Source organism: Pseudomonas lactis (assembly GCF_001439845.1).
In the GTDB taxonomy this organism is placed as follows: Bacteria; Pseudomonadota; Gammaproteobacteria; order Pseudomonadales; family Pseudomonadaceae; genus Aquipseudomonas; species Aquipseudomonas lactis.
Window position 1 is genome coordinate 196,719 of record NZ_JYLO01000013.1, and the last position, 14,389, is coordinate 211,107.

General features: G+C 60.5%; 10 protein-coding genes. 6 read left to right on the forward strand and 4 right to left on the reverse strand.

What is annotated here, in order from left to right; translation table 11 throughout:
* Positions 1–81 precede the first annotated feature (81 nt).
* The 3 genes from lon to TX24_RS23200 all read left to right on the forward strand — a co-directional run bounded on the left by lon (position 82) and on the right by TX24_RS23200 (position 5,002).
* Positions 82–2,478, forward strand: coding sequence for an endopeptidase La (gene lon / locus TX24_RS23190; RefSeq protein WP_003192252.1), 2,397 nt, complete (start codon positions 82–84; stop codon positions 2,476–2,478).
* A 148-nt stretch (positions 2,479–2,626) separates the two neighbouring features.
* On the forward strand, positions 2,627–2,899 hold the full coding sequence (locus tag TX24_RS23195; RefSeq protein WP_003174819.1) for an HU family DNA-binding protein: 273 nt from the start codon (positions 2,627–2,629) through the stop codon (positions 2,897–2,899).
* A 228-nt stretch (positions 2,900–3,127) separates the two neighbouring features.
* On the forward strand, positions 3,128–5,002 hold the full coding sequence (locus tag TX24_RS23200) for a SurA N-terminal domain-containing protein (protein WP_057711251.1): 1,875 nt from the start codon (positions 3,128–3,130) through the stop codon (positions 5,000–5,002).
* An 81-nt stretch (positions 5,003–5,083) separates the two neighbouring features.
* On the opposite strand, the gene nhaA is transcribed toward TX24_RS23200, so the two are convergent.
* On the reverse strand, positions 5,084–6,427 hold the full coding sequence (gene nhaA / locus TX24_RS23205) for a Na+/H+ antiporter NhaA (protein WP_057711252.1): 1,344 nt from the start codon (positions 6,425–6,427) through the stop codon (positions 5,084–5,086).
* Positions 6,428–6,710: 283 nt separating this feature from the next.
* On the opposite strand from nhaA, the gene TX24_RS23210 reads away from it, so the two are divergent.
* Positions 6,711–7,502, forward strand: a complete 792-nt coding sequence (locus TX24_RS23210) for a DUF2242 domain-containing protein (protein ID WP_003192248.1) — start codon at positions 6,711–6,713, stop codon at positions 7,500–7,502.
* Positions 7,503–8,308: 806 nt separating this feature from the next.
* Here the strand turns inward: TX24_RS23210 and TX24_RS23215 are convergent.
* Complete coding sequence (locus TX24_RS23215) at positions 8,309–9,343, reverse strand: AraC family transcriptional regulator (RefSeq protein WP_034134306.1); 1,035 nt, start codon at positions 9,341–9,343, stop codon at positions 8,309–8,311.
* 4 nt (positions 9,344–9,347) lie between these two features.
* The gene (locus tag TX24_RS23220) at positions 9,348–10,478 is read right to left on the reverse strand and encodes a carbon-nitrogen hydrolase family protein (protein ID WP_003192245.1); all 1,131 of its coding nucleotides are present in this window, start codon (positions 10,476–10,478) and stop codon (positions 9,348–9,350) included.
* Positions 10,479–10,689: 211 nt separating this feature from the next.
* Here TX24_RS23220 and TX24_RS23225 point away from each other — a divergent pair, with 211 nt between their 5' ends.
* Positions 10,690–12,729 (forward strand): NADPH-dependent 2,4-dienoyl-CoA reductase, encoded by a 2,040-nt coding sequence (locus TX24_RS23225; protein WP_057711254.1) that lies wholly within the window; start codon positions 10,690–10,692, stop codon positions 12,727–12,729.
* Between the two features lie 57 nt (positions 12,730–12,786).
* Complete coding sequence (locus tag TX24_RS23230; protein ID WP_057711256.1) at positions 12,787–13,680, forward strand: 1-aminocyclopropane-1-carboxylate deaminase/D-cysteine desulfhydrase; 894 nt, start codon at positions 12,787–12,789, stop codon at positions 13,678–13,680.
* 50 nt (positions 13,681–13,730) lie between these two features.
* Here TX24_RS23230 and TX24_RS23235 read toward each other — a convergent pair.
* A partial coding sequence (locus tag TX24_RS23235) for an alpha/beta hydrolase (RefSeq protein WP_057711257.1) occupies positions 13,731–14,389 on the reverse strand: 659 nt, incomplete at its 5' end.

Genomic DNA, 14,389 nt, shown 5'->3' on the forward strand with positions numbered 1-14,389 from the left:
CTGGCATTGAGCTTGTTTTTTTTGCAGGTAACCCCCATCTTGGTTTCAAGCTTATTTTTGAACTGTCATAGAGGCGAAATCATGAAGACAACCATCGAATTGCCTCTCCTGCCGTTGCGTGATGTCGTCGTCTATCCGCACATGGTTATCCCGCTGTTCGTGGGGCGCGAGAAGTCTATCGAAGCCCTCGAGGCCGCGATGACGGGCGACAAGCAAATCCTGCTGTTGGCCCAGAAGAATCCTGCTGATGATGATCCGGGCGAAGATGCCCTGTATCGCGTCGGCACCATTGCCACTGTCCTGCAATTGCTCAAGCTGCCCGATGGCACCGTCAAGGTGCTGGTCGAAGGCGAGCAGCGCGGTGCCGTAGAGCGCTTTATGGAGGTGGACGGCCACCTGCGCGCGGAAGTGGCACTGATCGAAGAAGTCGAAGCCCCGGAGCGTGAATCCGAGGTGTTCGTGCGCAGCCTGCTGTCGCAGTTCGAGCAGTATGTGCAGTTGGGCAAGAAAGTCCCGGCTGAAGTCCTGTCGTCCCTCAACAGCATTGATGAGCCAAGCCGCCTGGTCGACACCATGGCCGCGCACATGGCGCTGAAAATCGAGCAGAAGCAAGACATCCTCGAAATCATCGACCTGTCGGCCCGTGTCGAACACGTACTGGCGATGCTGGATGGCGAAATCGACCTGTTGCAGGTTGAAAAACGCATCCGTGGTCGCGTGAAAAAGCAGATGGAGCGTAGCCAGCGCGAGTACTACCTGAATGAGCAGATGAAGGCCATTCAGAAGGAACTCGGCGACGGCGAGGAAGGCCACAACGAAATCGAAGAGCTGAAAAAGCGCATCGATGCCGCTGGCCTGCCCAAAGACGCCCTGACCAAGGCCACCGCCGAGCTGAACAAGCTCAAGCAGATGTCGCCGATGTCGGCTGAAGCCACCGTGGTGCGCTCGTATATCGACTGGCTGGTGCAAGTGCCGTGGAAGGCCCAGACCAAGGTGCGTCTGGACCTGGCTCGTGCTGAAGAGATTCTCGACGCTGACCATTACGGCCTGGAAGAGGTCAAGGAGCGCATCCTTGAGTACCTCGCTGTACAAAAACGCGTGAAGAAAATCCGCGGCCCGGTGTTGTGCCTGGTTGGGCCTCCGGGCGTGGGTAAAACCTCCCTGGCGGAATCGATTGCCAGCGCGACCAACCGCAAATTCGTGCGCATGGCCTTGGGTGGCGTGCGTGACGAAGCGGAAATTCGCGGTCATCGCCGTACCTACATCGGTTCGATGCCGGGAAGATTGATTCAAAAGATGACAAAAGTGGGTGTACGCAACCCGCTGTTCCTGCTCGATGAAATCGACAAAATGGGCAGCGACATGCGTGGCGACCCGGCGTCGGCTTTGCTCGAAGTGCTGGACCCTGAGCAGAACCATAATTTCAACGACCATTACCTGGAAGTCGACTACGACTTGTCTGACGTAATGTTCCTGTGCACCTCCAACTCCATGAACATTCCGCCAGCCTTGCTGGACCGGATGGAGGTGATTCGTCTGCCGGGCTACACCGAAGACGAGAAGATCAACATCGCGGTCAAGTACTTGGCGCCCAAGCAGATTTCGGCCAACGGCCTGAAGAAGGGCGAGATCGAATTCGAGGTCGAGGCGATCCGCGACATCGTGCGCTACTACACTCGCGAGGCCGGTGTGCGGGGCCTTGAGCGCCAGATCGCGAAGATCTGCCGCAAAGCGGTGAAGGAACACGCGTTGGAAAAACGCTTCTCGGTGAAAGTGGTTGCCGACTCCCTGGAGCACTTCCTGGGCGTGAAGAAATTCCGCTACGGCCTGGCCGAGCAACAGGACCAGGTCGGCCAGGTGACTGGCCTGGCGTGGACCCAGGTGGGTGGCGAATTGCTCACCATCGAAGCTGCGGTGATTCCGGGCAAAGGCCAGTTGATCAAGACCGGCTCCCTGGGTGACGTGATGGTCGAATCCATTACCGCCGCGCAGACCGTGGTACGCAGCCGCGCCCGCAGCCTGGGCATCCCGCTGGACTTCCACGAGAAGCACGACACCCATATCCACATGCCGGAAGGGGCGACCCCCAAAGACGGCCCTAGCGCGGGCGTAGGCATGTGCACGGCCCTCGTGTCGGCCTTGACCGGCATTCCCGTGCGCGCCGATGTGGCGATGACCGGGGAAATCACCCTGCGTGGCCAGGTATTGGCGATCGGTGGTCTCAAAGAGAAATTGCTCGCCGCGCACCGGGGTGGAATCAAGACTGTGATCATTCCTGAAGAGAATGTTCGCGACTTGAAGGAAATTCCTGACAACATCAAGCAGGATCTTCAGATTAAACCGGTTAAATGGATTGACGAGGTCCTGCAAATTGCGCTGCAATACGCGCCGGAGCCCTTGCCGGATGTGGCCCCGGAGATTGTCGCGAAGGACGAAAAACGCGAGTCCGATTCCAAGGAAAGAATTAGCACGCATTAATGTGTTGGAGCCTGGGGGCTTCCTTGACAGCTTTTTAGAGCCCTTGTTATAAAGCGGCTCTTAAGTGTCTGTAGGCCATTCAGCACTGGTTTTGCTTTTTACCAAAAAACTTAGAATCATACTCAATAGATATATAAGGGGACTTAGAGTGAACAAGTCGGAACTGATTGATGCTATCGCTGCATCCGCTGATATCCCGAAAGCTGCTGCTGGCCGTGCGCTGGACGCAGTAATCGAATCCGTCACTGGCGCTCTGAAGGCCGGCGACTCCGTGGTACTGGTAGGCTTCGGTACTTTCTCTGTGACTGACCGCCCAGCTCGCACTGGCCGTAACCCACAGACCGGCAAAGCACTGCAAATCGCTGCTGCCAAGAAACCAGGTTTCAAAGCCGGTAAAGCCCTGAAAGAAGCCGTTAACTAAGCTTCGTTCAAGCCTTTGCTTACCCGGGTCGGACGCAGGTCTGGCCTGGCAGCGGAGCGGTAGCTGACCCACGTATCGGGTCGCCACGCCGGGGGTGCAGATTCGAACCCCCGTCCGCTCCGCCAGTTACGAGAAGGCGCATCCTCGGATGCGCCTTTCTTCTATCCGGACTCTACCCACGCTCCACGGTTGCCTAATTTTTGAAGTTCAACCGTTTCTGGGGGACGCATGCTGCAAAATATCAGGGACAATTCACAAGGCTGGATTGCCAAGACTATCATCGGGATCATCGTCGCATTGATGGCGTTCACCGGTATCGAAGCCATTTTCCAGGCTTCGGGTAATAACAAGCAGGACGTGGCCGAGGTCAACGGTGAAGAAATCACCCAGACCGAACTGAGCCAGGCTGTCGACATGCAACGGCGCCAGCTGATGCAACAGTTGGGCAAGGATTTCGACGCTTCCCTGCTGGACGAAAAGCTGCTGCGCGATGCTGCCCTCAAGGGCCTGATCGACCGCAAGCTGCTGCTGCAAGGCGCTGCTGATTCCAAGTTCGGCTTCTCGGAAGCTGCGCTGGACCAGGTGATCCTGCAGACGCCGGAATTCCAGGTGGACGGCAAGTTCAACGCCGAACGCTTTGACCAGGTGGTTCGTCAGCTGGGCTATAGCCGCATGCAATTCCGTCAGATGCTGACCCAGGAAATGCTGATCGGCCAGGTTCGTGCAGGCATCGCCGGCAGTGGTTTCGTGACCGACGCCGAGGTGCTGGCATTCGCCCGCCTGGAAAAACAGACCCGCGACTTCGCCACCGTCAACATCAAGGCTGACCCAGCGGCGGTGAAACTCACCGACGACGAGGTCAAGGCCTACTACGACCAGCACGCCAAAGAGTTCATGACCCCGGACCAGGTGGTCATCGACTATCTGGAATTGAAGAAGTCGTCCTTCTTCGACCAGGTTACTGTCAAGGACGATGAGCTGCAGGCTGCCTACGAGAAGGAAACCGCCAACCTCGCTGAACAGCGTCGTGCCGCGCACATCCTGATTGAAGTCAACGACAAGGTCACCGAGGCGCAAGCCAAGGCCAAGATCGAAGACATCCAGGCGCGCCTGGCCAAGGGTGAGAAGTTCGAAGCCCTGGCCAAGGAGTTCTCCCAGGATCCAGGTTCGGCCAACAATGGCGGCGACCTCGGTTTTGCCGGCCCTGGTGTTTACGACCCGGACTTCGAAACCGCGCTGTACGGCTTGAAGCAAGACCAGGTGTCGACGCCGGTGCGCACCACCTTCGGTTGGCACCTGATCAAGTTGCTGGGCGTTGAAGCGCCTGAGGTGCCATCGTTCGCCAGCCTGAAAGACAAGCTGACCCGCGAGCTCAAGGCCCAGCAGGTTGAACAGCGTTTTGTCGAAGCGACCAAGCAATTGGAAGATGCGGCATTCGAAGCCTCTGACCTGGCCCAGCCGGCGTCTGACTTGAAGCTGACCGTCCACACCTCGGCGCCGTTTGGCCGTGAAGGTGGCGAAGGTGTTGCGGCCAACCGTGCCGTGGTCACTGCAGCCTTCAGCCCGGAAGTGCTGGATGAAGGTGCCAACAGCAGCGCTATCGAGCTGGACCCGGAAACCATCATCGTGCTGCGTGCCAAAGAGCATCTCAAGCCGGCCCAATTGCCGCTGGAGAACGTTGCTGCGGCCATTCGCACCCAGATGACCAAGGAGCGCGCGAGCGCTGCCGCCAAAGCCCGTGCCGACGAGTTGATCGCCAGCCTGCGTGATGGCAAGACCGCGCTGGACCAGCCGGTTGACGGTCAGGCCTGGAAGGTGACTGAGGCGGCTACCCGTGGCCAGGAGTCTATCGACCCGGCCGTGCTGCAAGCCTTGTTCCGCATGCCCAAGCCTGCGGCCAAGGACAAACCGACCTTCACCACCGTGACCCTGCGCGATGGCAGCCTGATGATCGTGCGCTTGAACGGCGTGAACGAAGCGGCGGCCCCTACGGACGAAGAAAAGGCGCAATACCGCCGCTTCCTCGCTTCCCGTATTGGCCAGCAGGACTTCGCGGCCTACCGCAAGCAGCTGGAAACCCAGGCAGACATCAAGAAGTACTGATGCCGGCCTGAATAAAAAGACCCCGACCTGAAAAGGCCGGGGTCTTTTTTTGCCTTTGATAAAGTGAGTGCTGAATGCGCTTTAGGCGTTCTTGGCTGCAAACTTGAGCTTGCCCCACGTCAACCCGATCACCGCCGCCAGGGTTGAAGCCGCCAACACGCTCAGCTTGGCAGCCGACAGCAGGGCCGGGTCGGAGAATGCCAGGGACGAGATAAAGATCGACATGGTAAAACCGATCCCCGCCAACAGGCCGACCAGGCCAACGCCCGTCCAGGTCACACCGTCCGGCAGCTTGCAGATGTTGAGCTTGACCAGCGCCAGGCTCGCCAGCATCACGCCCAGAGGCTTGCCGAGCACCAGGGCGAAGATGACGCCCATGAACACACCGTGGGCCAGCGGGTCATCCAGATTGAAACCGTCCAGGCTTACACCGGCGTTGGCCAAGGCAAACAGCGGCATCACGCCGAAGGCTACCCAGGGGTGCAGCGCTGATTGAACCCGCTGCACCGGCGGCAGTATTTCCCGCTGGGCTTCGCGCAATTGCTTGAGGGGGGCGGCGACTTGCTGGGCCCCTTCGGCTGGCTGCGAGAACCGGTCCATCAGCTCGTTGAAGGTACGTTCGATGGTTTCCAGCGGGCGTTCCCGGGTGGGCTTGGAATTGACCGGGGTCATCAAGCCAAGGATCACCCCGGCCAGCGTTGGGTGCACGCCGGTCTTGAGCAGGCCAAACCACACAATAGCGCCCGGCAGCAGGTAGATCGCCGCCTTGCTGATCCCCATGCGTTGGAACACCAGCACCAGGGCCAGCCCGCCTGCGGCAATCACCAAGCCCATGTAGTCGAGGCTGGCGGTGAAGAAGATCGCGATGATCAAGATCGCCACGATGTCATCGATGATCGCCAGTGCCAGCAGCAGGATACGCACGCCACTGGGGATCGACTTGCCCAGCAGCGCGAGCACGCCCACGGCAAAGGCGATGTCGGTCGCGGTGGGCACCGCCCAGCCACTCGCGGCGGCGGTACCGTGGTTGAGCAGGGTGTAGATGAGTGCCGGCATCAGCACACCGCCCAACGCCGCGCCCAGCGGCAGCGTGGCCAGCTTCAGGTTGGCGAGGGCGCCGTCTTTGATTTCCTGGCGGATCTCGGCACCCACCACCAGGAAGAAGATGGTCATCAGCCCGTCATTGACCAGAAAATGCAGGGAGCGCGACACGCTGTAGTCGCCCAGCCCGAGGGTGATGGGCGTGTTCCAGAAATGCTCGTAGGTCGCGGCGGCGGGGCTGTTGGCCCACACCAGCGCAACGATGGCGGCCAGCAACAGCACGATACCGCTGACGGCTTCAATATGTGAAAAGCGCTCAAGGGCGGACAGCGCGCCCTCAGTCAAACGCTGGGGGCGGGGGATGGCGGGGCGTTTATCAGGCACGACAAATCTCCATTGGCGGCCCGACCAATGCTTGGCTTTTAACCTGCGCCGTACTTTATGCAGCAACGCACCCAGGGACGATGATAGAAAGGTGAGGAATAAGTTGTAAACAAACTTGTCATAGAACCGCGCACATTACGGATCTTTATCGATCCTATGTGTGCCAGGCTTTTTCCTACTGATGCTGCTGTCTAAGCCTGAGATGTTTTACCGACAGGAATCGCGCTTCAATGTCGTGTTCTGTTGCACAATACCGTCCGGACCGTTTTCTTCAGGATTTTCAATGTCGACATCATTTCACTTGCGCACTCTCGGGTTGGCGCTGGTGCTGGCGGGCGCTGCGGGCTGCTCGTCACCCAAGACCGCTATCTACGAACATGAGAATTTCGACGACTCCGGTACGTTTTCCCGCGATTACCCGGTGAGCGATGTGGCGGCCTGTGAGGCTGCGCGCCGTGCCCTGCTGAGTCAGGGCTACATCATTACCAGTAGCGATCCGAAGTTGGTGGCCGGCAACAAGAGCTTCCAGCAGACCGGCGAGACCCACCTGCAGATCAGTTTCAATGTGGTGTGCGCCGCTGATGGCAAGGGCAGCAATCACTCGACGATGTTTGCCAACGCCTTGCAGGACCGCTATGCGCTGAAGAAGGTCAACAACTCCGCGAGCCTCGGCGTGGGCGTGCTGGGCTCGGTGTCGATGCCGATTGGCTCCACCGATGATTCGATGGTGAAAGTGGCCAGCGAGACCGTCTCGGCACCCAAGTTCTACGAGCGCTACTTCGCGCTGGTGGACGTGTTCCTGCCGCAGGAAGTGAAGCAGGCCGAGCATATCCCCGAGCAGCCCAAGGCCGACCTGGGCGTGCCCGAGCCCAAGGCCGCTCCGGCAGCCGAGAAGGTCGAGGCGCCGAAGGAGGTGCCTGTAGCGCCCGCCGCTGCAGAGCCGCTTGCGCCACCACCTGAGGCAGCACCGATCGCGCCGGTGACAGAGCCTGCTCCGGTGGCGCCGGCGCCGACTGATCCTACGTTGCCGGCGCCGACAGAAGCGATTCCACCGCTTCCGATGCCTGCGCAATAACGCAATGCTCGAATGTGGGAGCGGGGTGTCAGGTAGAGAAGCGTCGGCTGACAGGTCGCTATCGCAGCATAGGTATCGACACAACTCTGTAGCGCTCAACAGTAACCACGATGCGAAGCGAGCCGCTCTTGCTCTTGATCTGCTTTTGATCTTGATCTTAAGCGCCCCGTCAAACCACGCTGGCGGATTACGGGCACACCGAGCCCAAGCGAGGTGCCGAGTGGTGGGGCAAGAGCGTTTTGCTTACTTTTGACTGGGCCGGCAATCCGGCTTTTCAAAAGTAAGACGCCGTCAGGGCGGAACCCTAAGTGGCCGTTACCGCAGGGATGGATATGTACTCATTCCAGCCCAACTAAATGGCCGACCACAAGGCCGCCTTCGCGAGCAAGCCCGCTCCCACAGGTTGATCGTGGGGTGTCAGGTAGATAGGTGTCGGCTGGCAGTGCGTCATCGCAGGCAAGCCAGCTCCCACAGTTGGACCGTGGGGTGTCAGGTGGATAGGCGTCGGCTGTCAGGCCGTCTTCGCAGGCAAGCTAGGTCCCACATGTTGTGCGAGGTTGCGGTTAAGCTAAATCCTGTGATCGCTGCTACGTTTAATCCTGAAGAGCAGGAATGTCACGACGTCGACATTTTTTCGTCATGACGGCACTTTAGGCTGGGTTCGCAGGTCATTAATCTGCAACCGCTTTCAACATGAAGAAGGAGTCCACCATGGACGATTACCAGGAAGAACTGCTGGAGTACCAGGCATTCGAGCTAGACCCACTGGACCCAGCCGACGATGCCACCGAGCTGTAACACCGACTTCAGGCGGAGTGGCGCTGACTGCGGCGAAATTCCCCTGGGGTCTGGTTGTTCCAGCGCCTGAAGGCCCTTTGGAAGGCTTGGGCTGAAGCAAAACCGAGCAAGTAGGCGATCTCGCCGAACGCCAGTTCCGTGTCGCGAATGTAGGTCATGGCCAGGTCGCGACGGGTGTCATTGAGAATCGCGCGAAACTGCGTGCCTTCCTCGGCCAGTTTGCGCCGCAATGTCCAGGTGGGCAGCTTCAAGCGTGCCGCCACTTCCTCCAGGTCGGGTTCCCGGCCACCATTGAGCATCGGCCCGAGCAAACGGGTAATGCGCTCGCGCAGGCTGCGGGTGCGAGTCAGTTGCTCCAATTCCCTTTCACACAGTTGTAGCAACAGGTGCCAGGTGCTTGGGCAATGCTGTGGGTTGCGCAGCGCCAGGGTCGGTTGGCTGAGGCGCAGTTGATTGACCTCTGCGCCGAAGTGCACCACACCCTCTCCCAGCACCTTGTAGTGGTCGTGGTAGTCCGGCGCGTCGAACTCGATTTCAATCCGCTGGGCCTGCACCGGCTGTTGCGCCAGGCCGGACAGCTGCTGCAACCAGCCGGCGATGATCGAATCCACCACAAAGCGGTTGTAGGCGTTGTAGGGGCTGATGGAATAAAACCGCAGCCACGCGCCTTCGGCGTCTTCATGAAAGCTTGATTGCCCGCGATAGTTGGAACCGTAAAGCGCTTCAAAGCGTGTGAGCGTACGTGCGGCTTCGCGCACAGTGGGCGCTTGTGCGGCGGTGACGCCGGCAAGGCCGGCCTGGCTCAAGCGGCTGAGCTGGCCCATGCGCAAGCCCAGGCCGGGGTTGCCGGTCAGCTGGATGGCCGCGTGGCCCAGGCGCATGTAGCGCGGGATCGACAAGCGTGCACCGGCTTCAGCCAGGCGCGCCGGATCAAGGCCGTATTGCAGCAGCAGGGGCTGCGGGTCCAGGCCGTGGCTGTGGATGGCGTCGGCCAGGGTATGCACGAAGCCCACCGACAGATCCCCCAGGCGCACCGGCTTCACGGCGCTACAGCCAGATATTCAGCAGGCGCGCACCACGAGCGTCGCCATCGGCGAAGACTTGCCCATTGCGGCTGAGAAAACTCTGGCCGGCGCTGCCCAGGTCCCAGAACTGCCCGCGCAGAAAGACGCTCATGCCCGCGGTGGCTTGGCTGACGGGTGGCTGGCTGATCAGGGTGAGGCGACGCCAGGCTGCGCCCTCGCTGGTTTCTTCAGGCTTGAGGCTCACTTCAGAGGGCGTGGATACGCTCTTGAAGCCACGCCACGGACGCTCCCAGGTGTCGCGGCCGGTCACAAAAGCGGGCACCGCGATCAATTGCGCGCCTTGCTCGTTGAGCTTGCGGTAGTTGTCCGGGTACCAGCTGTCGCTGCCCACCAGGATGCCCAGGCGCCCCGCGGGAGTATCGACAACGTTGACGGCATGCTCATCACCCGGCTCGATAAAGCCACGCTCATCGTAGATCGGGTAAAGCTGGCGCTGCGGTTGGCCCAGCGGCAAGCCGTCGGCGGCAAACACCACGCTGGCGTTGTACAGCGCGCCATGGCCGATTTCCAGTTGGCCCTGGATCACGCTTGGGTTGGGCAGGGCGATGGAGCCGGCCACCAGGGTCACGCCAAATTCTTTGGCGAGGCCGCCAAACAACACTTGATAGTCGCGGGCCATGGCCGGGGCTTTCATACGCAGGTACGCATCATCCATGCGGTTGTCGCCGGTGGCGCTGATCCAGGCTTTGGCAAATTGCAGTGGGTTGCTGATCGACAGCCAGTTCATGGCGTCCTTGAGATGAGCGGCCTGGTACAGCTCGTTTTTTTCGCCGCCGAGCATCAGCCAGGTGCCGATATGTTCCGGCAGCACCACCACGGTCTTGGCATTGATCAGCCCCAGGTCCCGAGCGTTTTGCAGGTAGGCCGACAGCTTCAGGTGCAGGCGTTCCAGGCTCTGGTAATCGGCAGGGAACAGCTCCGGCTGGATGCCCAGCAGGTTGCCCCGGTCGGCCGGTTCACCCTCATTGACGGCGAGGGTGATGCGCAGGTCGGACAGGTAATGCGCCACGGGGCGCTCCTGGGTCCAGACCAAGTACGCGGCGAGGGAGGCAACCAGGGCCATGATGACGGTGAACGCTAGAAGTTTACGCATGGGGCAACAGACAACAGACCAGGTGCAGGGTTCGCGACTAGGGTAGGGCCCATGGCGTGGCTTGCCAAGGGGCGCTGTGCATTTGGATCAATAACTTGTCAGTTTCAGTCATTGAGCCGTGGTCCACCGCCTCTTAGTCTGTGGGACATAAACCGATGGCACGCCGTTCGAGTGCGCCACGTCCCGTGATGATCCGTTGTGGAGCTGTACCATGACCGCTGCTGCCTACCCGCACCTGCTGGCCCCGTTGGACCTGGGTTTTACCACCTTGCGCAACCGTACCCTGATGGGGTCGATGCACACCGGCCTGGAGGAAAAGCCCGGCGGTTTCGAGCGCATGGCGGCCTATTTTGCCGAGCGTGCCCGTGGCGGCGTGGGCCTGATGGTCACCGGCGGTATCGGCCCCAATGATGAAGGTGGCGTGTATGCCGGTGCGGCCAAGCTGACCACCGAAGACGAGGCGCGCAAGCACAAGATCGTCACCCAGGCCGTGCACGACGCGGGTGGCAAAATCTGCATGCAGATCCTCCACGCTGGGCGTTACGCCTACAGCCCCAAGCAGGTGGCACCGAGCGCTATCCAGGCGCCGATCAACCCGTTCAAGCCCAAGGAACTGGATGAAGAGGGCATCGAAAAACAGATCCAGGACTTTGTCACCTGCTCGCTGCTGGCCCAGGTCGCCGAGTATGACGGCGTTGAAATCATGGGTTCCGAAGGCTACTTCATTAACCAGTTCCTCGCCGCCCACACCAACCATCGCACCGACCGTTGGGGTGGCAGCTTTGAAAATCGCATGCGCCTGGCCGTGGAAATCGTGCGCCGCGTACGCGAAGCCGTAGGCCCGAACTTCATTATCATCTTCCGCCTGTCGATGCTCGACCTGGTGGAAGGCGGCAGCGTCTGGGAAGAAATCGTGCAGTTGGCCAAGGCCATCGAACAGGCCGGCGCGACGATCATCAACACCGGTATCGGCTGGCACGAAGCGCGTATCCCGACCATCGCCACCAAGGTGCCCCGTGGTGCATTCAGTAAAGTCACGGCCAAATTGCGCGGTTCGGTACAGATTCCGCTGATCACCACCAACCGCATCAACACCCCGGAAATCGCCGAGCAGATCCTGGCCGAAGGCGACGCCGATATGGTCTCGATGGCGCGGCCGTTTCTCGCCGACCCCGAGTTCGTCAACAAGGCCGCCGCCGGGCGCGCCGATGAGATCAATACCTGCATCGGCTGCAACCAGGCCTGCCTGGACCACACCTTTGGCGGCAAGCTCACCACGTGCCTGGTCAACCCGCGGGCGTGCTACGAAACCGAGCTCAATTACTTGCCGGTCAAGCAGATCAAAAAAGTTGCGGTGGTCGGCGCCGGCCCTGCGGGCCTGGCCGCTGCCACCGTGGCCGCCGAGCGCGGGCATCAGGTGACCTTGTTCGACTCCGCCAGCGAGATCGGCGGCCAGTTCAATATCGCCAAGCGCGTGCCGGGCAAGGAAGAGTTCTTCGAGACCTTGCGTTATTTCAAGCGCAAATTGCAGACCACCCACGTCGAGTTGTGCCTCAACACCCGTGTGGATGTTGCGCAACTGGTGGCGGGCGGTTATGACGAGGTGATCCTGGCCACCGGCATCGCACCGCGTACCCCGGCGATTCCCGGTGTCGACAATGCCAAGGTCCTGAGTTACCTGGACGTGATCCTCGAACGCAAGCCGGTGGGCAAGCGCGTGGCGGTGATCGGCGCCGGTGGCATCGGTTTTGACGTGTCTGAATTTCTCGTCCACCAAGGCGTATCCACCAGCCTGGATCGCGAGGCGTTCTGGAAAGAATGGGGCATCGACACCCAACTGCAAGCCCGTGGCGGCGTGGCCGGGATCAAACCCGAGCGCCATGCGCCGGCCCGTGAAGTGTTCCTGCTGCAACGCAAGGCTTCCAAGGTGGGCGACGGCCTGGGCAAGACCACGGGCTGGATCCACCGCACGGGTTTGAAGAACAAGCAGGTGCAGATGCTCAACAGTGTCGAGTACCTGAAGATCGACGATGAAGGCTTGCATATCCGCATCGGCGCCGAGGGCGAGCCGCAAGTCCTGGCGGTGGACAATATCGTCATCTGCGCCGGCCAGGACCCGCTGCGCGAATTGCACGACGGCCTGGTCGCTGCCGGCCAGAACGTGCACCTGATCGGCGGCGCCGATGTGGCGGCCGAACTGGACGCCAAGCGCGCCATCAACCAGGGCTCGCGCCTGGCGGCCGAGCTGTAAGGCGTCAAGAGGGGCGGTGGTAGACTACCGCCCCTTTTTTCATTCAGATACCTGCCGATGGGCCCTTTCGACTGGCTTCCTCACGCGCTCCTTGAACCTTTGCAACTGGACTGGCTGAACGGAGTCGAGTTGGCCGTGCTGCGCCTGGACTGTATCGACCCGCTGATCAGCGGCAACAAGTGGTTCAAACTCACCAAGCACTTGGCGCAGGCCCGACACGCCGGGGCCGCGGGGGTGATGAGTCTCGGCGGCGATTACTCCAACCATCTGCATGCACTGGCGGCAGCGGGCAAGCGCTTTGGTTTTCCCACGGTCGGCCTGCTGCGAGGTCATCCTCAAGACACCCCCACGGTTCTCGACCTTAAAGCCTTCGGCATGCAGCTGCATTGGCTGGGTTATGGCGGTTATCGGGCGCGGCATGAAGCGGGTTTCTGGTTGCCTTGGTGCGAGCAGTATCCTGGCTTTCATCCGATACCCGAAGGCGGCGGTGGGCTGGCCGGTGCGCAGGGCTGTGGCGTATTGGTCGAGCAGGCGCGGGCGCAGTTGGGCAAGCTCGGTTGGAGCGATTACGATGCCTGGTGGTTGGCGGCGGGTACCGGCACGACAGTGGCGGGGCTGGCGCTGGCGGAGGCGGGTGCGCATCGGGTGTATGGCGCCATGGCGGTGCCGGATGACCACGGTGTGGCGCAGAACGTGAGTGCCATCGTGCAGGACGGTTATACATTGCTGGACGCCTGTCGCGGTGGCTTTGCCAAGGTCGATCCGCTGTTGCTCGACTTCATCCAGCGCACCGAACAAGCGTGCGGTCTACCGCTGGAGCCGCTCTACACCGGCAAGGCGCTGCTGGCGTTGAAACAGCAGATCGAGGCCGGACGCTTCGCCCCCGCCACTCGCCTGATCTTCGTCCATACCGGCGGCTTACAAGGCCGCCGAAGTGTGGCGCCCATTTGAAGGGGCTGATAAATATCAGGCAATGAGGCGTCGGCTGCCTGCTGGTCCCCTCAAATAGATATATGGCTTTCAATGAAGTGGGCACTCAGGGCAACCACCTCCTTGTATTGCAGGTCTACCGTAATCATGTGATAGCAGTTATCCAACAGCACTTTGGTGACAGGACCTGCGAGTTTCTGTTCGGTGTAATCGGCGTTCCACCTGCCACTGACATCATCCTCGATGGAGTGGATGATCAGCGCGGGTGCGTTGATCAACGGCATGCGCCGTTTCACTCGTGTCGTCAGTTTATGCATTTGCCGCAGACTCTTGCCAGACATGCTCAGCAAGCCTGCAGCACTGCTTTCACCCATTTTCATCTGCCGTTCGACAATGGCTCGCAACCGCCTGTTTTTAATACCGAACGGCGGCCGCTCATTGAAGACGCAAAAGTCCAGCACAAAGGGAATTCGAGTTACCCAAGGCATTAACCGTGTGACGGGTGAGGCGTTCCAGCCATCGTTACGCAAGGTCAGGGAATATAACAACAGCCCGGCGACTTGCCTCGGGTGTTCGGACGCCACATACATCGACATCACCGCGCCCATGGACAAACCGCCGACAAACACCTGCCCATGGCGTTGCTTGACCTGTACGAAGGTCTTGCGCACGCCTTCGTACCAGTCCTGCCAGCCAGTGGCCTGCAAGTCGCTGTTGTCGCCGCAGTGCC